Consider the following 21478-nt stretch of genomic DNA (forward strand, 5'->3'; position numbering starts at 1 on the left):
CGACGTGTCGAGCCCCCAACCACTGGGGCAAGATGAGCACATGCCCACCCTGCGTCTCGCCCTGTGCCAGGTCAACCCCAGTGTCGGAGACCTCACCGGCAACGCCGGTCTCGTCCGCGCCTGGACCCGCCGGGCCGCCGCCGCCGGTGCCCAACTGGTCCTATTCCCGGAGATGATGCTGACCGGCTACCCGGTGGAGGATCTGGTCTTCCGGCGGTCCTTCGTGGCCGCCTCCCAGGCGGCACTCACCCGGCTCGCCGCCGATCTGGACGCCGACGGCCTCGGTGACCTGCCGGTCGTGGTGGGCTACCTGGACGCCGACGGACCACCACAGGTCAGCGCGGACGCCGAGCCGGGCCGGGGCGCGCGCAACGCCGCCGCGCTGCTGCACCGGGGGGAGGTGGTCGCCACCTACTTCAAACACCATCTGCCCAACTACGGCGTCTTCGACGAGGACCGCTACTTCGTGCCCGGCAACATGCTCACCGTGGTCCGGCTCGGCGGGGTGGACGTGGCGCTGACCATCTGCGAGGACCTGTGGCAGGCCGGCGGCCCGTTCGCCGCCGCCCGGCGGGCCGGGGTCGGGCTGGTGGTCAACATCAACGGCTCGCCGTACGAGCTGAACAAGGACGACCAGCGAATGCCGCTGGTTCGCCGGCGGGCGGCCGAGGCCGGCGCCACCATCGCGTACGTCAACATGATCGGCGGTCAGGACGAGCTGGTCTTCGAGGGCGACTCGATGATCGTCGCGGGGGACGGGACGCTGCTGACCCGGGCGCCACAGTTCGTCACCCACTTGCTGGTGCACGACGTCGACCTGCCCGCCACCACCGACGGCACCGATGCGGACGACGGCGAGCAGTTGGCCGACGGGCTGCGGGTGGTGCGGCGTACCGTCGAGACGATCCCACCCTCGCCCACCGGGCCGGCGGCGACCGGCGGCCTGATCGAGCCGGTGGCCGACGAGGCCGAGGTGTGGCAGGCGCTGGTGCTCGGCCTGCGGGACTACGTCGAGAAGAACCGTTTCCCCTCGGTGGTGCTCGGGCTCTCCGGCGGCATCGACTCGGCGGTGGCGGCGGCCATCGCGGTGGACGCCCTCGGCGGCGACCGGGTGGTCGGCGTGTCCATGCCCAGCCAGCACTCCTCGGAGCACAGTCGCTCCGACGCGGCCGACCTGGCCAAGCGGACCGGCCTGGACTACCGGGTGGAGCCGATCCAGCCGATGGTGGACACCTTCCTGGCAAACATGTCGCTGTCCGGGGTGGCGGTGGAGAACCTCCAGGCCCGGGTACGCGGCGTCATCCTGATGGCGTTGTCGAACCAGGAAGGCCATCTGGTGCTGACCACCGGCAACAAGAGCGAACTGGCGGTCGGCTACTCGACCCTGTACGGCGACTCGGTCGGTGGCTTCAACCCGGTCAAGGACGTGTGGAAGACCCTGGTCTGGCGGCTGGCCAAGTGGCGCAACACGGAGGCGACCCGGCTGGGCCTGACGCCACCGATCCCGGAGAACTCGATCGGCAAGCCGCCGAGCGCCGAGCTGAGCCCCGGGCAACTCGACAGCGACTCGTTGCCCGACTACGACGTGCTCGACCCGATCCTGATCGGCTACATCGATGGTGACCTCGGCCGGGAGGGGCTGATCGCCGACGGTCACGACCCGGCCGTGGTGGACAAGGTGCTGCGGTTGGTGGATACCGCCGAGTACAAGCGCCGCCAGTCCGCGCCGGGTACGAAGATCTCCATGAAGGCGTTCGGACGGGACCGGCGGCTACCGATCACCAACCGGTGGCGCGAGAACGGCTGACCGGCTTCCGGGCGGTCCGTTGGTGCGCACGGCCGGTCCGTTGGTGCGCACGGCCGCAGTGACATCCTCCACTGCGCCCTGCCGCCGACCGCCCGCACAGTGGGACGATCGCGGCAGAACCCGGGGACCGCGTACGCGGCCTCGAGGAAGGAGAACATCGTGGTGGAATCCACTCCGGCCGAGGTGACCGCTCTCTACGGCGGCCCGGCCACCCGTCGCGTCCGTACCCGTGACCTGCTCGCCGCCAAGGAGCGCGGCGAGAGGTGGTCGATGCTCACCTCGTACGACCAGTACACGGCCTCGATCTTCGACGCCGCCGGAATCCCGGTGCTGCTGGTGGGCGACTCGGCGGCGAACAACGTGTTCGGCTACGAGACGACCCTGCCGGTGACCGCCGAGGAACTGCTGCCGCTGGTACGGGCGGTCGTCCGGGCCACCCGGCAGACCCTGGTCGTCGGTGATCTGCCCTTCGGCTCGTACGAGGAGGGTCCGACCCAGGCGCTGCGCACCGCCGTCCGGTTCATGAAGGAGAGCGGCTGTCACGCGGTGAAGCTGGAGGGCGGCCAGCGCTGCGCCGCGCAGATCGAGGCTATCGTCGGTGCCGGCATCCCGGTGATGGCGCACATCGGCTTCACCCCTCAGCGCGAGCACACAATCGGCGGATACCGGGTGCAGGGCCGCGGCGACACCGCCGACGAGGTGCTGGCCGACGCGCGGGCGGTCGCTGCGGCGGGCGCCTTCGCGGTGGTGCTCGAAATGGTGCCCGGTGACGTGGCCAAGCGGGTCACCGCCGAGCTGCCGATCCCCACCGTGGGCATCGGCGCCGGACCGGACACCGACGCCCAGGTGCTCGTCTGGCAGGACATGGCGGGCCTGCGCACCGGCAAGGCGCCACGTTTCGTGAAGCGCTACGCCGCCCTGGCCGACACCCTCGACGAGGCCACCCGCCGCTTCGCCGACGAGGTCCGCTCCGGCCAGTTCCCCGCCGCCGAACACACCTTCTGACCGTCTGTTGGTCTGTGGCAGACCGGCCACGACGATCAACTCACCCGCGCGACGGTCGGGGTCGCCGGGTGAGTTGATGGTCGGAGTCGCCGCGGCGACGACGCGGGGCCGGCCGGGACGACGGCCGTGGCAGCCCTGGCTTCCACCCGCCGGTAGCGGCCGGAGCTGCCATCGCCCTGCCACGCCCGGCCCGACCGCTGCCGCCGGCCTGGCGGGCGTCGCCGACTAACGGCGGATCACTGCGACTGCACGACGTTCACCATCCACGGAACACCGAACCTGTCGACACACATGCCGTACAGATCCCCCCACATCTGCTTCTCGAACGGCACCGTGACGGTGCCGTCGTCGGACAACTTCACGCGGTGACCTGTTCACCGTCGGACGCTAGCCTCGGCCACCGACACGGCGGCGGCTTTCCACCGACCCACACCCCATCGGTGCTCCAGGATCGTCCGTCGGCGGCCGGTCATCGACAAGCGTCGGCGTATCGCAACGGATGGCTGTCGGCAATGGCTCGACGGTCAGGGCGGGTGCGTCCGGCGGACGGGACGACCGAACGGGCGCCTCGTGGCCTGCCGTTCCGCCCCGCCCGGCAGTCGCGCCTCCCGGCTGGCCGTTGGACGGGTTACGACCGCGCGGGCTCGTGGCCCGGCCGACACCTGCGTCAGCAATCGCGACCCGGCGAACACGGAGGCCATCTGTGCCGGGGCGCTGGGCACGAGCGTGGGCGAGCCCGCGGGCATCGAGGTCGACGGCTTCGACCGGCCGGACGCTGGGTCTGCTGGCCACGGCGTCCCGGGCGCAGGCGAGTGGTGTAGGTGGTTGCGACGGGGACGCTGACCGGGGTCGAGCCAGGCGGGCGGGATGAACTCTGGATGACCGTCGGCGGCGAGGTGGACCTGCCAGCCGTGCTGGTGCACGTGACGATGATGGTGGCGGCAGAGCAGCACCGCGTTGGCGAGGCTGGTGACGCCGCCGTCGGCCCAGTGTCGCAGATGATGGCCCTCACACCAGCGGGGCGGCCGGTCGCAGCCCGGAAAGGCACAGCCCCGATCTCGCAGCACCAGCGCCCGCCGCAGCGGCCCGGTGATGAGCCGACGTTGCCGGCCCACGTCGAGAACCTGACCTGCGCCGCCGAGCACTGCGGGCAGCACCGCCGCGTCGCAGGCCAACCGGCGCACTGTTGCGGGCGTTAGGGTGATACCGCTGTCCAGCGTGCCGGGCCCAAGGCTTCCGGTGAGGGTGTCATACCCGGTGGTGACGACGATCTGGGCGGGGTCAGCGCCGTGCCCGGGCAACTCGCCGGTGCCCAGGACGAGCCGACAGATGTCGCCCAGGGCGTCGTGGCGCCGTTGCCCGGGCGAACGGGGATCGTCCGGGCCGGCGGGTGCGGTGAGCGGCTCGATGGCGGCCCGCAACAGCGCGGCGGTCTCCGCGTCGAGGCTGTCAGCCAGCCGGGTGCGCCCATCCCGCAGGTCGGAGAGGATTACCTGCCGGTCACGCGCGGCGCGGGCCGCCTCTGCTTCCAACGCTCTACCGGTGGCCGCCTCGGCGACCTCGGGTGCCACATGTTCGAGAATCCGGCTCCCAAGTCGGCGCAGGGCGGACGGATCGAACTGCCCGGCCCAGTCGAGGAGGAGTTCGACAGCCGACCCGGCCGCCTCGGTGCCGGCCGCACCTCGAACCGTGGCCGCGACATCGGCGATGACCCGGACCTGCTCCAGATCGATCCGGCCGGCGGCGAGTGCGGCGCTCATCTCGTCGGACTCGCGGTCGAGCGCCTCAGCGAGGTCGAGCAAACGGCGGGCCGCCGGCACGCCGAGCCGGAGCCGGTCGCGGAGCCAGACGGCGGTGGACGACGCGCCCTGCGCCACCGTCACGCCACGGCCGTCCAACTCACGCACCAGCGCCAGCTTCATCGCGGCGAGCCGCTGCTCGAGCCGATGGACAGCTTCGAGGGCATCAATCAGCTCGCTCTCGGGCATCGCCCAGACAGCGACATCGACGCAGGACCGCGTCGCCACCTCTGCCCGCTCCAACTCCCCCAACACGCCACCGACGATAGAACGTACGTACGACAGTCCGGTCCGCTGTGGAACCTGCCGGCCTCCAAGGCGGTCGCCGACTCGGCTCGCGACTGGACACCCGCTGCGACGATGTGATCATGATCGATGACACCAAGACCGGTCGGCGCTGGCGCTGGTGGACGGTGTTGCGGCTCGGCGTCGTCGCGTTGTGGCTGGTCGCGGCCGGAACGGCTTGGTGGACGGCGCCTCGGCAGCAGAGCTACGACCATGCGGCAGCGGATCTGGCTGCCGGCCGCGTGGTGGCCTACCAGTGGGGTGACCGGTGGGACGCCGACCGGCGAACCCCGTGGTTCGGCACCGCTGACCTGGAATCGTCCGGCACGCTCGGTCCACTGTTCGGGTGGCGCACGCCCGACGGTCGGGTCTGGTGGACCGACACCACCTACTTCGAGCAGGTCACGATCACCGGCATCGCCCACGAGGCGTCCTACACCGGGCCAGGCGCGATCGGCATCGCCGAGCAGTTGCAGGCTGCGGGCCTGGAGAGCCGCAACGCCGCGCTCCAGCCACCCGGGAACCTTGTCGCCGGAACGGGCCTCGCCACCGCCGTGGTCATCATCGGCGTCCTACTGACCGGGCCCGCTCCGGTGCTGGGTACGCGGTGGTTCTGGTTCTGGCTGGTCTGCCTCGTACCGTTCGGGCTCGGGCTCCTGTGGTGGTTGGCCCGAGAGCACCCCTGGGCGCACGCCGGCTCCCCGCCCGCCGGCCCACGCCAGCGGAGCCGTGGTCCACTCGGTTTCGCCCTCGGCCTCCTCGCCGCGCTCCTGAGCAGCATGCTGTTGCTGGTGCTCGGCCAACTTCTCGGCGACTGGTGGGTGCCGCGCCTGGACGCTGGATAGGGCGAGCGAGATTTCGCGAAAGCCGCTACCGTTCTCGCTCGTGAATCGAGTTCGCGCTACTTTCTCTGTCCTGGCCTGCGCCGCACTGCTGGCGTTGGCCGCCTGCGGTGGCGAGGAGGCGGCCCCGACGGGCGGAGCTTCGCCGTCGGCCACCGTGCCATCCGCCACCGCCACCTCCGCCGCATCCACCCCGGCACCGCCGACCGCCGACACGGCGGACGTGGTGAGCGACAAGCAGCTCTGCGAGTCGGCGAAGCAGGCCAGCGACAAGATGAAGGAGGATCTCGTCGCCGCGGTGAGTTCCGGTAGCGAGCTGTCGCCGGCGCTGTTCCAGAAGATCCTGTCCGGATTGCAGAACGAGGTGACCCGGGTGGCCGCCACCGGTGCCACCGACAGCAAGGTGGCTGCCGCGTTGAAGCAGTTCGGCGCGGAGGCCGGCAAGGCCGCCAACGCTCCGGACCCGGCGACGGCCGCGGACAACCCGGCCTTCGAGAAGGCTGGCGCTGCCGTCGACGCGGCCTGCAAGTCGGCCGGCTTCGACGTCAACTTCTGAGTACCGGACGCCCTGAAAGGGATCGGATCCGTGGCAGCTGCGGTAGTAGACACGCCGGCCGGCTGACGCTTCTGCTGCCACGGATCCGGCTGCTCCTGGTGACCTGCGCGGTGGGCGGCCAGGACCCGGTCAACCGGAACACGCTCAGAGGTCGGTGACGCGGACGCCCGCGTGCGCCTTGTAACGCTTGTTGATGGCGATCAGGTTGGCGGTGAACGCCTCGATCTGGTGCGCGTTGCGCAGTCGTCCGGCGTAGATGCCGCGCATGCCCGGGATGTGGGCGGCGAGCGCGCCGACGATGCCGACCAACTCTCGTTCCTCGGTGCAGATCAGCACGTCCAGGTCGATGCGGTCGATCTCCGGGTCGGCCAGCAGCGGAGCGCTGACGTGGTTGAACGCGGCGCACACCCGGGAGTCGGGCAGCAGCGCGGCGGCCTGCTGGACGGCGCTGCCCTCCGGCACCGGTAGCGCGTACGGGCCCTGCTTGTCGAAGCCGAGCGGGTTGACGCAATCCACGACGATCTTGCCGGCGAGCGGTTCGGCGAGCGCGCCGACCGTGGCGGCGTGCCCGTCCCACGGCACCGCGATGATCACCACGTCACTGCGCCGGGCCACCTCGTCGTTGTCGGCACCGGTGACGCTGCCACCGGCCGGCACGCCGGGCAGCGCGGCGATCTCGGCGGCCGACTCGGCCGCCCGCTGCGCGGAGCGGGAACCGATCAGCACCGTCAGGCCCGCCCGGGCGAACCGGTAGGCGAGCCCCCGGCCCTGGTCGCCGGTGCCACCGATGATGCCGATGGTGAGCCCGGAAACGTCGGGCAGGGTGCTCGGGTCGTATGCCATGGTCGTCATCCTCGCAAACCAGCTGGCCGGGCAGCAGCGCCCGACGCTGTGACAATGCCCGCTGCGGCGGTCGCGGCGCGGGCCGAACCGCCGGCACAGTTCATGGCGCGACCCCAGCCGCAGGTCAGGGCGCGATGCCGGAGTGTCAGGCGAGTTCGAAGGCGACCGAACGGGTGGCCGGATCGGCGGCAACCAGCCGGACCCGGACCCGGGTGCCCAGTGGCAGCTCGCCGAGGCAGCGGGCGCGTACCGGCGGGTCGTCCAGGGCTACCGTGCCGCCGGGTGGACGCCCCGCCCGACCCTTGCCGTTCGACGGCGCGTCGACGTCGAGCACGGCGGCGTCGAAGGTCTCGCCGACCCGGTTGGCCAGCAGCACCGCCTCGGCCAGGTCGATCGCGCCTCGGCTCGCCGCGGACGCGGTGCGGTCCGTGGCCGCCATCACCGCCGGCAGCCGGGGCAGCGCCGCGCGAGCCCAGTCGGGCACCTCACGGCCGTCGTGCAGGGCCAGGCAGATCTCCGTGGCGTACCGGTCGGCGAGTCGTCGCAGCGGCGCGGTGACATGGGCGTACGCGGCCGCGACCCCACCGTGCGCCGGATGCTCGGGCGGCTCGCCGTCGAACGGGGTGTAAGCGGCAGCACGCATCAACTCCGCCGCCTGGTCGATGAACGCGGCGGCCCGAGGCCGAGCCGGATCCAACCGGAGCAGTAGTTCACCCACGCCGACGTCGTCCGGCCAGTGCACGCCCAGTGGAGCGGCGGCGGCCCGCAGCCGCTGCACCGCCTCGGGCTTCGGCGCGGGCATCGTCCGCAGCAGGCCGATCCCACCGGCCAGCATCAGGTCGGCGGCGGCCATCCCGGTGAGCAGGGAGATCTGCGCGTTGTGCTCCTCCATCGGCACCGGTGCCCGCAGCACCAGTCGCCACCCGTCGCCGTCGGCCTCCACGTCCTGTTCGGGAATCGGCAGGTTGACCGCGCCCCGGCGCAGCCCCCGCGCGGTGAGCAGCGCACCGATCTCGGGCAGCAGTGCGATCGGCTCGGGCAGCCGGCCCGCGTCTGCGTCGGCCTGCACCTGCGGGTACGCCAGTTGGGCCCGGCTGCGGACCAGGGCGCGCTGCACCGCCACCGCGCTGGTGCCACCGTCGGTGTCCAGGTCGATGGTCCACAGCACTGCTGCCCGGTCGACATCCGGCAACAGGCTCGCCGCGCCCTCGCCGAGCGAGTACGGGTGCAACGGCACGTTGCCGTCGGGCAGGTAGACCGTCTGCCCTCGACGCCAGGTCTCGTCCTCCAGCACCCCGCCTGGACGCACGTGGGCGGCGACGTCGGCTATCGCGTACCGCACCCGGTAGCCGCCGCCGGCGCGGCGGCTGAGGTGCATCGCCTGGTCCAGGTCCCGCGAGCCGGGCGGGTCGATCGTGACCAGCGGGACGTCCGTGCGGTCGACGGCCGGCCGGGGCGGTGCGGAGGCTGCCTCGTCGGCCTCCCGCTGCGCCGCCGCCGGATAGGTCTCGGGCAGACCCAGTTCTCGGCGCAGTGCCCCGAAGTCGATGCGCGGTGCCAGCACACGTCGGATGACCATGCGCCCATCCTGACAGCGCCGGGCGCACCGCGCCCACCGCCGAGCGACGGTTCGTCGGCGTACGCCGGGTCAGCCGGCCGTCCTGGGCGTGGTGCCGGTCCGCCCGCCGGACGCGGTACGCCCGGCGCCCCGGGCGGCGGCCGTCTTCGCAGGCGTCTTCTTCGCGGCCGTCCTCGACGTGGATGCCTTCTTCGCGGGCGCCTTCTTCGCGGCGGCCCTCGATGCGGCGGCCTTCTTCGCGGAGGCCCTGGACGCGGCGGCCTTCTTCGCGGGCGCCTTCTTCGCGGCGGCCTTCTTCGCGGGCGCCTGCGCCGCCGTCGACGTGCTCTTGCGCGCCGCCGTCTTCCTCACCGTCGACGTCGCGGTCTTCGCCGGCGCCTTGCGCGCGGCCGACGTGCTCCGCGTACCCGTCGCCTTCTTCGCGGGCGCGCTCTTGCGGGCCGGGGCCGCCTTCCTCGCGGACGCCGCCTTCTTCGCGGGGGCCTTCGCCGCCGTGCCCCGCGCGGAGGTGGCCTTCTTCGCGGGCGCCGTCTTGCGGGCCGGGGCCGCCCGCTTCGCGGGGGTCTTCGCCGCCGTGCCCCGCGCGGACGTCGCCCTTTTCGCGGGTGCCTGCTTCGCCGCGGACGTGGTCGTGCGCGAGCCGGTGGCGGTCCGCGCCGACGCCGGGCTGGTCCGCGCGGCGGGCGCCTTGGTCGGCGCGGTCTTCGCCGAGACCGTCTTCTTCGCGGGGGCCGCCTTCTTTACCGCAGCGGTCTTCCGCGCCACCGTGGCCGACCGGCTGGCCGACGCCGCGCCGCCGGTCGCCTTACGGGCAGCCGGCGCGGTGCCGGCCGCGCGGCGGGTCGACGGGGTACGGGCGAGGCCCGCAGTGCGTTCCGTCGCGGCGGTCTTCCTCGCGGGCGTACGCTTCGCGGCCGGGCGGGTGGCCTGTCGTGCTTCGGCCATCTCGGTTCCCTTCGTGGGGACGTGCTGCCGCCCTCGCGACGCACGCAGTGCCTCGGCGCGGGAGGCGTCCCGCGCCGTCTACCTGTCCTCCCCGGTCCAGCGAGCGTCCTCGGCCTCCCACGCCTCGTTGCGTTCCCGCACCTGTTGCAGGGCGTTCTCCGCGTCGGCGGCCGAGTCGTACGGGCCGAGAACGTGCCGCGCGGGGCACACGTCGGCACCGGACTCGACCCGGTGGTGTCGCGTACACCAGTAGTAACGTCCACGTCCGCTGTCGCTCATGGCATCACTGTGCACCGGGAAACGACCGCCCGCCACCGGAACACGGCAAGTCACCGGGCCCTTCCACAGTAGACGTGGTCCCTGGCCTGCGGGCCTGAACTGCGAAAATCGTCGCCAGCAGCCCGGGTGCGGGGGTGGCTCAGCGGATTGGCTAAGGTCACCGGATGGGCGTACCGGACTACATCCTGCGGATGCGCGAGCACGTCGGCCACGGCCTACTCTGGCTACCCAGCGTAAGCGCGATCGTCCGCAACGATGCGGGTGAGCTACTGCTCGCCCAACGGGCCGACGACGGTCGCTGGTCGGTGGTGAGCGGCTTCGTCGAGCCGGGTGAGCAGCCCGCCACTGCAGTGGTGCGCGAGGTGTTGGAGGAGACCGGGCTGGCGGTCGAACCGCTGCGGCTCAGCAGCGCCGTGTCGCATCCGCACACGTACCCGAACGGCGACCGTTGCGAGTACCTGAACCTCGGTTTCCACTGCCGGTTGCTGGGCGGCGAGGCACGCGTCAACGACGACGAGTCGCTGGACGTGCGGTGGTTCCCGCCGGGACGGCTGCCCGACCTCGACGAACACGCCCGGCTGGTCATCCGGCACGCCCTCGGCGGGGAGACCTCGGCGTTCTTCCTGCCCGCCGGCACGCAGTGGGGCGAGCCCGGTGAGCTGGAGTACGCCTGAACCACTACGGCGGCTGATGCTGGACGCGCTGCGCTGGTGGTTGGCGCGGCCGGCGCCCGCCGACGAGGTGCCCGCCCCCGGAGCCGAGGACGCCGTGCTCGGTGCCTGCTGTTCCTGGGTACGCCTGCGCACCGGTGTGTAGCTGCCCCAGCGTCCCACCCGGCAGTTCAGTCGGATCGGGTTGGCATCCGCCCAGGTAGCAGACCGACTCGTTGCCCCGGCATCCGCCGCTGCGGCCATTCTCGGCCGCCCCGGTGGTCACCCAAGGTGGCCCGCTCAGCCCGTCCGCGCTGCACAAGATGCGGATGGGAGGTTGCATGTGCCAGTCTCATCCGGGATTTCCTCACCCGGTACGACCCCGTACCGTGCGCACCTACCGCTCGTCAGCAGACCCTGGAGAGGCACGTGACAGACCTCGACACCGCCCTGAAGGACGCCATGACGATCGACGGCGCCATCGGCGCCGCGCTCGTCGACTACACCAGCGGGATGACCCTCGGCGTCGCCGGTGGCACTCCGGAGATCGACCTCGCCGTCGCCGCCGCCGGCAACACCGACGTGGTGCGCGCCAAGATGCGCACCATCGAGATGCTCAAGCTGAACGACGACATCGAGGACATGCTCATCACCCTCGGCAGTCAGTACCACATCATCCGGCCGCTGAACGGCACCAACGGCAAGGGGCTGTTCCTCTACCTGATGCTCAGCAAGACCCGGTCCAACCTGGCGCTCGCCCGGCACCAGTTGCGCACCATCGAGGAGCAGCTGGAACTGTGAGCACCGGCGACAGTCTCCTTCCCCGTCGTACCGCGCAGCAGCCGGACCTTCCGCCACCGGTGCGGCTCCCACCGTCGCTGGCCGGCGACCCGTCGCTGCCGTACCCGGCGATCGGCACCGAACTGCACGAGCTACGCCTCCAGATCCCCGGGGTGCAGGGAAGTGTCCTCGGCGGAGTCGACGGCCTGCTCATCGCGCACGACGTGCCCGACACTCTGGACCCGGACGACCTGGCCGCGATGGCGGCGGCGACCTTCGGCCTCGGCCGGCAGGTCAGTCTCCGCCTCGGCCAGGGTGAGTTCCGCCAGTCCACCGTCCGCAACCAGGCCGGCTACTTCTCGGTGTACGCCGTCGACCCGCACGCGCTGCTCTCGGTGGTCGGCGCCGACGCGATCAACGTGGCCCGCCTGCACCTGCACGCCCCACCGGTAGCCGAACGCCTCGCCAAACTCCTCACCCCCGCCTGATCCGCGAGCAGCGGTGGACCTCGGTCAGGTGGCGCCCGTCGAGCCGTCGGTAAGTTCGCGGAGAATGTCGGCATGGCCGGCGTGCCGGGCCGTCTCCTCGATCAGGTGCACCAGAATCCAGCGCAACGAAACCTCCCCGAGCTGCGGGTGGGGCACCACATGGTCGAGGTCGAAGCGGGCCGCCACCTCCCGCGACCGGGCACACTCCGCCTCGTACGCCGCCGACAACCGCTCGACGGTGTCACCCTCAGCCAACGCGAAGCTGGCCGTCGCGTCCTCCTCCGAGGTGAGATAGACGTCCCCCGGGCCGGGCGCGAGCAGACAGCGGAACCAGTTCCGCTCCACCAGGGTCAGGTGCTTCACCAGGCCGGCGAGGGTGGTCGCCGACGGCACCAGTCGCCGGGCAGCCTCGGCGTCGGAAATCCCGCGCACCTTCCCCAGCAACACCGCGCGATGAAAATCGAGAAACGCGTCGAGCACGACGCGTTCGTCGCCGGTGCTCGCCATCATCGCGGTGACCACGTGGTCGGCAGGGCTCTCCGTCATTCCCGGACCCTAGCGGCAGCCCATCCCTCCCCGCTGCCCCGCAAACCGTCACAGGCGCCCCGGGCGGAAATCCCGCTTCAGCTACCCGCCGCAGCACACCCATCGACGGACGAAGGTGAAGTCAGCCTTGATCACGGCTCTGAGCTGGTGGGCGACGGACGAGTCGACCTGTACGCCGGATTCTGTGCGCGGCGCGCACCTGGGTGCGTGCCGGCGGCGGCCATCCATCTCGGCCTGCCGTTGCCGACAGGCTCCTGCGGCCTACCCGCAGACATCGGGCGGGCCGCCCTCAAGCGTCTGCGCGGGCGTCATCCTGCGATGGCAGCCCTTTCTTGGCCTTGCTCCGGGTGGGGTTTACCGAGCCATCCCGGTCACCCGGGATGCTGGTGGGCTCTTACCCCACCGTTTCACCCTTACCGTCCCCGATGGGGGCGGCGGTCTGTTTTCTGTGGCACTGTCCCGCGGGTCGCCCCGGGTTGCCGTTAGCAACCACCCTGCCCTGTGGAGTCCGGACGTTCCTCGGCGGCGGGCCGCAGCCCGCCGACGCGACCGCCCGGTCGACTCGTCCGTCGCGCACCCATCCTAACGACACCGGTTCCGCGTCTATTGCCGCGCCTGGGTCAGAATCGGCGGCCACGAGGCTCGCGCAAGGTCACGCGGGTAGCCGGCGATCCGTGGCAGTAGGGGGGGTTCCTGGCCGGCGTGTCGGCCAGCTTCGCTGCCACGATCGCACTCCAGACCGGGCTCCGGCGGATGTCGCGGGCGTGGTCGCATGGCTGGGCGCGTGCGACGGCTCAGGGATGGGCGTACGGATAATGGCGTGGTGACGATGCCGCCGTTTCCTGAACCGACCGCGCCGGCCGACGGGCGGGCCGAGGTGTTCCTGCGCTACCTCGATTATTTTCGGGAAGGCGTGCTGGCGAGGGCCGCCGGGCTGACCGAGGAAGAGCGGCGGGGCAGCCGGCTGCCGTCCGGTTGGACCCCGCTGGAGTTGCTCAAGCACCTGCGCCACGTGGAGCTTCGCTGGATCGAGTGGGGGTTCCAGGGGCGCGACGTCACCGACCCGTGGGGCGACTGGCGTGACGGACGGTGGTACGTCACGCCGGAGGAGAGCTTCGCGGAGTTGACGGCCGCGCTGCGGGCTCAGGGCGCGCACACCCGGTCGGTGGTCGAGGGCACCGACCTGGCCGCGCGCGGGGCGCCGGGGCCACGGTGGGAGGGCGCGGATCCGGCATCGTTGGAGCGGGTGATGTTTCACCTGGTGCAGGAGTACGCGCGCCACCTCGGTCACCTCGACATCGTGGCCGAGATGGCCGGTGGCCCGGTCGGCGAGTAGCCGGGGAGGGCAACCGGCGCAGGTTCCGGACCGCTAGCCTGCGGATCATGGAATTCGCCGAGGCCGCGTTACTGCTCGCCGCCGGACTCGCCGCGGGTACGGTCAACGCGGTGGCCGGCGGTGGTTCGCTGATCACGTTTCCGGCGTTGCTCGCGATCGGGTTGCCGCCGGTGCCGGCGAACGTCACCAACTCGCTGTCGGTCGCTCCCGGGTATCTCGCCGCCGTGGCGGGCAGCCGGGTGGATCTGCCCCGGTCGCGGCTGCTGGTCGCGTTGGTGCCCACCACGGTGGTCGGGGCGCTGGCCGGTGCGGGGCTGCTCCTGGTCACCCCGGCACGGGCGTTCGAGTTGGTCGTACCGTTCCTGGTGCTGGGGGCGACCGCGCTGCTGGCGTTCCAGGACCCGCTGCGCCGGCTGGTCGGCCACCCGCGTGACCTGACGTCGCGCCGCCGGGCCGTGACGGTTCAGGTGGTGGTGGCGCTGGCCGCGGTGTACGGCGGCTACTTCGGCGCCGCCGTCGGGGTGATGCTGGTCGCCGGGCTGGCCCTGGTGCTGGACGCGACACTGGCCCGGGTGAGCGCGATCAAGAATCTGCTGTCCGCCGTGATCGGCCTGACCACCGTGGTCGTCTTCGCCATCGCCGGCCCGGTCAACTGGGCCGGGGTCGCGGTGGTAGCCCCGGCCACGCTGGTCGGCGGGTACCTCGGCGCCCGCCTGGTCCGCCGGCTCCCCTCGGTGGTGCTGAAGACGGTCATCGTCAGCTTCGGCACCGTCATCGGTGGCTACCTGCTCTGGCGCGCCCTCTTCTGAACCGCCGATCTTACTTCCGGTGGCTCCGTGGATCGGGGTCAGTGACCGTGCAGGATGAGCCAGAGGGGCGGGGTGGCCGGTCAGAGGTCGACGAGGTGAGCGGTTTCGTTGACCGAGCGGACGGCGACGCCGCCGTCGGGCCAGCGGTCCAGCACCGAGACGCCGGCCGCGTCGAGGTAGAGGCGGTGCAGGAAGGAGTCGGTGGCGGCGAGCGCGTCGCGCAGCATCAGCTTGATCGGCGAGACGTGCGAGACCACCACGACGGTCTGCCCGGGGTACGCGTCGAGCAGCCGTCGTACCACCCGGTCGCACCGTTCGGCGACCGCGGCGAACGACTCGCCGTCCGGCGGGGCGACCCGGGTGGAGGCGAGCCAGGCATCGAGTTCGCCGGCCCAGCCCTCGCGTACCTCGGCGAAGGTGCGCCCCTCCCAGGCACCGAAGTCGCATTCGATGAGTTCGTCGTCGCGACGTACCGGCAGGTCGCCGACGGCGGCGGCGATCGCCTCGGCGGTCGCCGTACACCGGGACAGCGGTGAGCTGACCACGGCCACCGCATCCGGCGCGAGGGCGGCCACCCGCGCGGCCGTGGCCCGCACCTGGGCCTGACCCTTGCTGCTGAGCGGGATGTCACCGCGACCGGAGTATCGACCCTGCTCGGTGTACTCGGTCTCGCCGTGCCGGACCAGGATGAGCCGGGTGGCGGTGAAGCTGGGCCGGGGCTCCCAGGACACCGGCGCGCTGGTCAGGTCGGCACCCGGTGACTCGGCCCGGGCGGCAATCTCGGCGGCACCGCCACCGGCGGGTTCCGGGCCACCGAGGCGACGCGGCGGCTCGACCACGCGGGGCGGCTCGACGGCCGGCGTGGCGACGCCGGCTGCGGCTGCGGCGTCCATCGCGGCGTTGGCGAGGGCGTCGGCGTGGGTGTTGCGGTTCCGGGGAATCCAGCTGAACCGTACGGCGGTGAACCGGCCGACCAGTTGGGCGGCCTCGGCGGCCAACGGGCGCAGACCAGGGTGCTTGATCTGCCAGCGGCCGCACATCTGCTCGACGACCAGCTTGGAGTCCATCCGCACCTCGACCTCGTCGGCACCGAGGTCGGCGGCGGCGGCCAGGCCGGCGATCAGTCCGCGGTACTCGGCGACGTTGTTGGTGGCGGTGCCGATCGCCTCGTTCCGCTCGGCCAGCACCTCGCCGGTGGCCGGGTCGCGGAGCACCGCCCCGTACCCGGCCGGCCCGGGGTTGCCCCGGGATCCGCCGTCGGCCTCGACGAGGACCGTGCGTGCGGCCACCGGTTACAGCCCGGACTCGTTGGTGCGGACCATGATCCGGCGACACTCCTCGCAGCGGACCACGTCGTCGGGGTCGGCCTTGCGGATCCGGGCCAGGTCGGCGCCGGAAAGCTCCAGTCGGCATCCGCCGCAGCGGCCGGCGGTCAGCAGCGCGGCGCCGAGTCCGGTGTCGGTGCGGATCCGGTCGTAGAGCTGCACCAGGTCGGCGGGCAGGTCGTTGGCGAAGGGCTGGCGGGCGGAGCGCTTGAACTCCTCCTCGCGTCCGATCTCGGCGAGGCTGTCGTCGCGCCGCTGTTCGGTGGCGGCCCGCCGTTCCCGCACCTCGGTCAGTCGCTGTGCCACCCCGTCCAGCACCGACTGGGCGGTCTCCCGCTGTTCCATCAACTCCAGCTCGGCGTCCTCCAGGTCGCTCTGCCGGCGGTTGAGCGAGGCCAGCTCGTGCTGGAGCGCCTCCAACTCGCGGGCCGGGCCGGTGCCGGCGGCCAGCCGATCCTCGTCCTTGGTCTTGCGCGCCCGGACCTGGTCCACGTCCTTCTCCAGCCGGGCGATGTCGCGGTCCAGGTCGTCGACCGCCACCTGGGCGCGGACCCGCTCGTCCTCCAGGGCGGACAGCTCCCGGGCGAGGGCCTCCAGTTCGGCCCGCTCGGGCAACGACCGACGCCGGTGGGCGAGCTGGGCGAGGGCGGTGTCGATCGCCTGGAGATCGAGCAGGCGGCGCTGGACCTGGGGGTCAGCCTTCACGGTCGGGCTCCTTGTCGTCCGCTGCGGGTTCGTCCGGGCGCGCGTTCGTCCGGTGCGGTGAGGCGGCGTGCACGGTCCACGGGTCGGTGTCCAGGTCGGACACCAGGGTCTCGACGCCGGGCGCGGCCCGTAGCAGCGCCGCGAGGTCGTCCAGCCACGGCCGTTCGGTGGCCCAGTGGGTGGCGTCGAGCAACGCCGGCCCTCCGGTGGCGAGGTGCTCGCCCGCCGGGTGGTGGCGCAGGTCCGAGGTGAGGTAGGCGTCCACCCCGGCGGCGGTGGCGTCGGCCAGGAAACTGTCCCCGGCGCCACCGCAGACCGCCAGGGTACGCACCAGGCGGTCCGGATCGCCTGCGGCGCGCACCCCGGCGGCGGTGGCCGGTAGTGCGGCGGCGGCCCGGCGGGCCAGGTCCGCCAGGGTCAGCGGTTGGGGCAGCCGGCCGATCCGGCCGGCACCGCGCCCCTCCCCCTCGGCGGGGGTGCCGGGGCGGGCCGGTTGCAGCGGGCGCGGGTCGAGCAGGCCGAACCGGGCGGCGAGGGCGTCGGACACTCCCGGCACGGCCACGTCGGCGTTGGTGTGCGCGACATACAGCGCGACATCGGCCTTGATCAGCTGGTGGACGATGCGGCCCTTGTAGGTGGTCGGTGCCACCGACGACACTCCGCGCAGCAGCAGCGGATGATGGGCGATGATCATGTCGACGCCCGCGTCGAGCGCCTCCGCGACCGTCTCGGGAACCACGTCCACGACGCAGAGGAGCCGGCGGACGGGGGCGGACGGCTCACCGAGCACCAGGCCGACCCGATCCCACTCCTCGGCCCAGGCCGGCGGGTAGTGCCGCGCCACCTCGGCCACCACGTCGGCGACGGTCGGCACGGCTGCGGTTGTGCTCACGGCCGGTGAGCTTACCGGCGTCAGCGCGTCCACCGGACGTCACCCGGCCGCGGATCTCGCCGCGGCCGGGCCGTGAACTCTGTGCCGGTCGGTACCGAGCTGTCGCCCGGCCCGACCGGCGGCGTCAACTGTGGGATGCCGGTCAACCGGTCCGGCAAAGGCGGTCACGCACGGCGGTCAGCGGCACCGCCCATGGGAAGGTGTGCTGGTGCCGCTCACCCGTCCCGGGCGGATGCAGGGGGTAGACGTCGTCACCGAAGAGCACGCCCACCCCCCATTCGGAGAGCCGCGCGAGGCCCGCCCGGAAGGCGGGGTGGGCGGCCATCGCCGCGTTGGTGTACGGCACGGCCACCAGCGGTATCCCCCGGCCCTGGGCCTCCACCAGCAGTCCCAGGGCGAGGGTGTCCGCGATGCCGGCCACCCACTTGTTGACGGTGTTGACGGTGGCCGGACAGACGATCATGGCGTCGGCGGTGGGCAGCACGTCGGGGTCGCCCGGGTTCTTGTAGTGCGTGCGTACCGGATGACCGGTCTGACGGGCCAGGGCGGTGCGGTCGACGAACTTGGCACCGTCGGGCGTGGTGATCACGCAGACGTCCCAGCCGTCCCGCTGGGCCAGGTCGACGAGCCGGCCCACGTCTCGGGCCAGTGGCGAGCCACAGGCGATGATGTAGAGCACCTGGCGGTGCCCGTCGTGGCGGTGCGAACCGGTCATGCCGGCTCCGAGGTCATACTCCTACTCCCATGTGCTCAGCCAACTCCGCGATCGGAGCAGGCGGCGCACCACGTGTGCGACGAAGCACGTCCGACATCACCTCATGGGCGATCGGGCGGCAGCGAATCTCGGACGGTGCCAGGCGGTCACCGCGCAACAGCATCTCCCCGGCGTTGGCCACGTCGCCGATCAGAGCGAACCCCCGGGCCAGGTCGAGCAGGTGATGCGCCCGGCGTTCGGGCAGCATGGCGTCGAACGACGCGGGCTCGATCTTCTGGCGGTGCACCTCGACGGCCCGCCCTCCGTCGCCCAGCTCGACGGCGGCCGCCGCCCGGTGCAGCTCCACATTTGTCGGCCCGAACGAGGTCCAGTAGTGGTTGTGGTCGCCGCCGAGCTCGACCGCCGCCGTGTGGGCTCCGTCGAGCAGATCTTCGACGGTGGCGCTGTCGCCGGTGCGTGAGGCGGCCATCGCACCCTGGAGCAGCAGCATCCCGTAGACGGAGAGGCGCTCGGGACGACTGTCGTTGCCGCCGCCCGGGGCCAGTTGGTTGGCGATCCGCACGTTCAGCTCGAGCGCCGACCGGGGCCGACCCATCGCCACCAGCGCGTTGCAGACCCGGGTGGCGGCGACCCCGGCGAGCAGCTGGTCGTCGGCGCGCTGAGCGACGGCGATGGAACGGTCGGCGGCGAGCCAGGCGAGATCGCACTCGCCGAGTTTGCGCAACACCGAGGAGGCGAGCTGGTAGACCTGCCCGAGCAGGTGGGCGGCACGCTGGGCCTGGTCTCCCGCGTACGCGGCGTCGGCCGCCTGGGCATCGCGGAGCAGCTTCGGCAGGGCCCGGGTGAGCATCCCGTAGCGGCCGTACTGGTAGGTCAGCCAGGCGTGGGTGACCGCCTTGCTCATGTCGGCCAGCGGCGGTGGGCTCGGTGCCGCGTCGAAGTACGCGCTGATCGAGTCGTACCGCTCCAGCGCGGCCCGGATCTCCTCGACCTCGAACTGGTCGATGCAGTTGAGCGCGTCGGTGCGCCGCTCCGGGTCCTTGCCGAGCAGCAACTGCACGTCCATCTGAAGGATGTCGGCGATCTCGTAGAGCACGGAGAACTTGTCCAGCCGCCGTACGCCCCGCTCGATCTTGTCGACCCAGCTCTTCGACTTGCCCAATCGGTCGGCGAAGACCTGCTGCGACATCTTCCGCCGACCGCGCCAGTACGCCACCCGCCGCCCGATGGGTAGCTCGTCCATCTCCCGGTCCTCCCCTTGCTGGAGCCCTGGCCGAGGGCCGGGGGCCGTTTCGTGGGCGCGGCGATCCGTCCGGATCTCAAGTTTCCGCTGGTCGCACAGGAAGTACGTCAGCCGTCCGGCCGAGCCTCGTACTTTCGTGCAAGTTGCATCGGCCACTTTGTCAAACAGAACGATGGCGGGCTGCGGCAGTGACGGGTCTCGACGTACGAGCTGACGCCGGTCAGGCGCGGCGAGGGGAGATGGCACCAATGTGGGGGAATGTCGCACCGCGCGTGGCACGTCTGTCGCCGTTGGAACGGGTACGGCTGCGCCGGATCGCCGTGCGGTACGCCCTGCACGGCTGGGCGATCACCCCGGGCGCCTGCCTGGCGCGGAACCGCTTCGTCTGCGGCCGGGCCGGCTGCCCGACCGTCGGCTGCCATCCCGCCCTGGAGGACTGGGAGCACGCGGCCAGCACCGACCCGGCGCGAGTGGCCACCTGGTGGCGGTCCCGGCCACACGGCGTACTGCTGCCCACCGGCCGCTGCTTCGACGTGCTGGAGGTTCCCACCCACCTGGGCCGGCTGGTCCTGGATGCGGTGCGCGTCCACCCGGTCGGCCCGGGGGTACGCGGACCGGTGCTGGTCACCCCGACCGGGCGGTGGATGTTCCTGGTCCGGCCGGGCGACCCGCTGCGACCGGAACTGGAGCACTGTTTCGACGTGGTGCTGCACGGTCGTGGCTCGTGGGTTCCGGCGCCACCGACCCGGCTGCCCGAGGGCCAGCTCCGCTGGGCGGTCGCACCGGAGCAGGCCCGGTGGCAGCTGCCCGACGCCTACCTGGTGCAGAACACGCTGGTCGAGGCGCTGCGGGCGACCGGCGTGACGCTGACCTCGGCGCTGGTCCCCGGGCATCTTCCGCTGCCCCGCCGAGGCCGCTGACCGGGTACCGGGTTCGGCCGTCGCCGGCCCCTGCCGGAACGCCGCCGCGCTCCGCCGCACCGGCAGCGAGACCAGAACCGACCGGCGCTCGTTGAATCTTCGACGGCGCGCCTGCGCCGGGAGCGGGGATGCGATGTCCACCGGCGACACCAGACACCACCCGGGCGGAGCAGAGCCGCCCCGGCGACACCGGCCCGGCCACCGATGGGCGGCCACCCGTCCCCCGGGCGCCCGGCCCGGCCGTCCCCGGCCGACCGGATCCCGCCCAGCCATCACCTACCGTCCAACCCGCTGGCCCTGACCCGGCAACCACCTCCCACCAGCTGGCCCGCCGCCACCAGCCTGCTCGGCGCGCAGCCTGCTCGACGGTCAGTCGGCGGGGTTGTCGTCCAGTGGCAGGTTGGTGGAGTGCAGGCACCGCGCGTCGTCGGTGACCACCATGTGCCGGTGCCCGGGCAGCCGATCCAGCCAGCCGACCCCGGCCAGGCCCATGGCCGTCGCCGCGGTGGCGTACGCGTCGGCCAGTCCGAGGTCGTGCCCGACCACCGTCACCGAGCGCAGGCCCCGGGCGGGTGCGCCACGACGAGGATCCCGCACGTGGGGGCCACGTTCGTAGACACCCGACGTGGCGACCGCCAGGTCTGTCCCGGTGAGCACCATACAGACCGCCGACGGGTTCCACGGGTGCCGCACACCGATCCGCCACGGCAGCCCGGTCGAGGAGCAGCCCCGCACCCGGACGTCACCACCGGCGTTCAGGCAGTGGTTGTCGACGCCCGTCGCGCGCAACCGGTCCGAGGCCACCTGGACCGCCCAGCCCTTGACGTAGCCGGACGGGTCCAGCCGACCGGTGGCGTACGCGTCGAAGAAACCGTCGGTGACGCCCCACAGGTCGGCGCACCGTTCCAGCACCCGGCGCAGGTCGGCCGACGCCTCGGAGAGCAGCAGCTCGCCCCGGTCGAGGCGACACACCTCGCTGTCCGGCCGGTACGTGCTGAACCTCGCGTCCACCTCGCGCAGCCAGGCGAACACCTCGTCGGCCAGCTCGCCCAGCTCGGTCGTGGACCGGTCGTCGGCGATGTCGAGGCTGACCGGGGTACCCATCACGTGTTCGACCCGACGCAAGCCG

23 protein-coding genes and 1 other RNA gene are annotated in these 21478 nt (G+C 72.3%); 12 read left to right on the top strand and 12 right to left on the bottom strand.

All coding sequences use genetic code 11. The features are described 5' to 3' along the window. Positions 1-40: 40 nt before the first annotated feature. Together AC2CHE_RS17830 and panB are read left to right on the top strand one after the other, a co-directional pair. On the top strand, positions 41-1807 hold the full coding sequence (locus tag AC2CHE_RS17830; RefSeq protein WP_484506021.1) for an NAD+ synthase: 1767 nt from the start codon (positions 41-43) through the stop codon (positions 1805-1807). 159 nt (positions 1808-1966) lie between these two features. Then, entirely contained in the window at positions 1967-2812 is an 846-nt protein-coding gene (gene panB / locus AC2CHE_RS17835) for a 3-methyl-2-oxobutanoate hydroxymethyltransferase (RefSeq protein WP_484506022.1), read from the top strand. 236 nt (positions 2813-3048) lie between these two features. Here panB and AC2CHE_RS17840 read toward each other — a convergent pair whose 3' ends face one another. Together AC2CHE_RS17840 and AC2CHE_RS17845 are read right to left on the bottom strand one after the other, a co-directional pair. Next, the gene (locus AC2CHE_RS17840) at positions 3049-3174 is read right to left on the bottom strand and encodes a hypothetical protein (protein WP_484506023.1); all 126 of its coding nucleotides are present in this window, start codon (positions 3172-3174) and stop codon (positions 3049-3051) included. Between the two features lie 162 nt (positions 3175-3336). Continuing rightward, a complete protein-coding gene (locus tag AC2CHE_RS17845) occupies positions 3337-4866 on the bottom strand; it encodes an HNH endonuclease signature motif containing protein (RefSeq protein WP_484506024.1) in 1530 nt (509 codons plus the stop codon). Positions 4867-4979: 113 nt separating this feature from the next. On the opposite strand from AC2CHE_RS17845, the gene AC2CHE_RS17850 reads away from it, so the two are divergent. Together AC2CHE_RS17850 and AC2CHE_RS17855 are read left to right on the top strand one after the other, a co-directional pair. Then, on the top strand, positions 4980-5741 hold the full coding sequence (locus tag AC2CHE_RS17850; protein ID WP_484506025.1) for a hypothetical protein: 762 nt from the start codon (positions 4980-4982) through the stop codon (positions 5739-5741). Positions 5742-5781: 40 nt separating this feature from the next. Next, positions 5782-6294: a hypothetical protein gene (locus AC2CHE_RS17855; protein WP_484506026.1), complete on the top strand. Its 513-nt coding sequence runs from the start codon at positions 5782-5784 to the stop codon at positions 6292-6294. A gap of 144 nt (positions 6295-6438) precedes the next feature. Here AC2CHE_RS17855 and npdG read toward each other — a convergent pair whose 3' ends face one another. Then, entirely contained in the window at positions 6439-7137 is a 699-nt protein-coding gene (npdG, locus tag AC2CHE_RS17860) for an NADPH-dependent F420 reductase (RefSeq protein WP_484506027.1), read from the bottom strand. A gap of 145 nt (positions 7138-7282) precedes the next feature. Further along, positions 7283-8716 carry an RNB domain-containing ribonuclease gene (locus AC2CHE_RS17865; RefSeq protein ID WP_484506028.1) on the bottom strand — a complete coding sequence of 478 codons (1434 nt, stop codon included), beginning with the start codon at positions 8714-8716 and terminating at the stop codon, positions 7283-7285. A gap of 88 nt (positions 8717-8804) precedes the next feature. On the opposite strand from AC2CHE_RS17865, the gene AC2CHE_RS17870 reads away from it, so the two are divergent. The 5 genes from AC2CHE_RS17870 (at position 8805) to AC2CHE_RS17890 (ending at position 11858) form a co-directional block, all read left to right on the top strand. Then, positions 8805-9914: a hypothetical protein gene (locus AC2CHE_RS17870; protein WP_484506029.1), complete on the top strand. Its 1110-nt coding sequence runs from the start codon at positions 8805-8807 to the stop codon at positions 9912-9914. 190 nt (positions 9915-10104) lie between these two features. Next, positions 10105-10614, top strand: coding sequence for an NUDIX hydrolase (locus AC2CHE_RS17875; protein ID WP_484506030.1), 510 nt, complete (start codon positions 10105-10107; stop codon positions 10612-10614). Further along, entirely contained in the window at positions 10595-10756 is a 162-nt protein-coding gene (locus AC2CHE_RS17880) for a hypothetical protein (protein WP_484506031.1), read from the top strand. Before AC2CHE_RS17875 ends, AC2CHE_RS17880 begins: the two co-directional genes overlap by 20 nt. Before the next feature lie 263 nt (positions 10757-11019). After that, a complete protein-coding gene (locus AC2CHE_RS17885; protein WP_484506032.1) occupies positions 11020-11391 on the top strand; it encodes a hypothetical protein in 372 nt (123 codons plus the stop codon). Continuing rightward, entirely contained in the window at positions 11388-11858 is a 471-nt protein-coding gene (locus AC2CHE_RS17890) for a roadblock/LC7 domain-containing protein (RefSeq protein ID WP_484506033.1), read from the top strand. The genes AC2CHE_RS17885 and AC2CHE_RS17890 overlap by 4 nt, the downstream gene beginning before the upstream one ends. A 24-nt stretch (positions 11859-11882) precedes the next feature. Here AC2CHE_RS17890 and AC2CHE_RS17895 read toward each other — a convergent pair whose 3' ends face one another. Beyond that, positions 11883-12368 (bottom strand): DinB family protein, encoded by a 486-nt coding sequence (locus tag AC2CHE_RS17895; protein ID WP_484506049.1) that lies wholly within the window; start codon positions 12366-12368, stop codon positions 11883-11885. A 191-nt stretch (positions 12369-12559) separates the two neighbouring features. Then, an RNA gene (rnpB, locus tag AC2CHE_RS17900) (RNase P RNA component class A) lies at positions 12560-12969 on the bottom strand. A 264-nt stretch (positions 12970-13233) separates the two neighbouring features. Between rnpB and AC2CHE_RS17905 the strand changes: the two genes are divergently transcribed. Then, positions 13234-13740 (top strand): DinB family protein, encoded by a 507-nt coding sequence (locus tag AC2CHE_RS17905; protein WP_484506050.1) that lies wholly within the window; start codon positions 13234-13236, stop codon positions 13738-13740. Between the two features lie 47 nt (positions 13741-13787). Further along, positions 13788-14549, top strand: a complete 762-nt coding sequence (locus tag AC2CHE_RS17910; RefSeq protein WP_484506034.1) for a sulfite exporter TauE/SafE family protein — start codon at positions 13788-13790, stop codon at positions 14547-14549. Between the two features lie 80 nt (positions 14550-14629). On the opposite strand, the gene AC2CHE_RS17915 is transcribed toward AC2CHE_RS17910, so the two are convergent. The 5 genes from AC2CHE_RS17915 to AC2CHE_RS17935 all read right to left on the bottom strand — a co-directional run bounded on the left by AC2CHE_RS17915 (position 14630) and on the right by AC2CHE_RS17935 (position 19429). Beyond that, a complete protein-coding gene (locus AC2CHE_RS17915; protein ID WP_484506035.1) occupies positions 14630-15838 on the bottom strand; it encodes a bifunctional RNase H/acid phosphatase in 1209 nt (402 codons plus the stop codon). 3 nt (positions 15839-15841) lie between these two features. Continuing rightward, positions 15842-16579, bottom strand: coding sequence for a zinc ribbon domain-containing protein (locus AC2CHE_RS17920; RefSeq protein WP_484506036.1), 738 nt, complete (start codon positions 16577-16579; stop codon positions 15842-15844). Then, on the bottom strand, positions 16569-17471 hold the full coding sequence (locus AC2CHE_RS17925; RefSeq protein WP_484506037.1) for a Nif3-like dinuclear metal center hexameric protein: 903 nt from the start codon (positions 17469-17471) through the stop codon (positions 16569-16571). The genes AC2CHE_RS17920 and AC2CHE_RS17925 overlap by 11 nt, the downstream gene beginning before the upstream one ends. A gap of 142 nt (positions 17472-17613) precedes the next feature. Beyond that, entirely contained in the window at positions 17614-18186 is a 573-nt protein-coding gene (locus AC2CHE_RS17930) for a flavoprotein (protein ID WP_484506038.1), read from the bottom strand. Positions 18187-18199: 13 nt separating this feature from the next. Then, a complete protein-coding gene (locus AC2CHE_RS17935; protein ID WP_484506039.1) occupies positions 18200-19429 on the bottom strand; it encodes a helix-turn-helix domain-containing protein in 1230 nt (409 codons plus the stop codon). Positions 19430-19668: 239 nt separating this feature from the next. Between AC2CHE_RS17935 and AC2CHE_RS17940 the strand changes: the two genes are divergently transcribed. After that, on the top strand, positions 19669-20349 hold the full coding sequence (locus AC2CHE_RS17940) for a bifunctional DNA primase/polymerase (protein ID WP_484506040.1): 681 nt from the start codon (positions 19669-19671) through the stop codon (positions 20347-20349). Positions 20350-20718: 369 nt separating this feature from the next. On the opposite strand, the gene AC2CHE_RS17945 is transcribed toward AC2CHE_RS17940, so the two are convergent. Further along, the gene (locus AC2CHE_RS17945; RefSeq protein ID WP_484506051.1) at positions 20719-21453 is read right to left on the bottom strand and encodes an FAD:protein FMN transferase; all 735 of its coding nucleotides are present in this window, start codon (positions 21451-21453) and stop codon (positions 20719-20721) included. Positions 21454-21478 lie beyond the last annotated feature (25 nt).

Source organism: Micromonospora sp. ATLC16 (genome assembly GCF_057196645.1).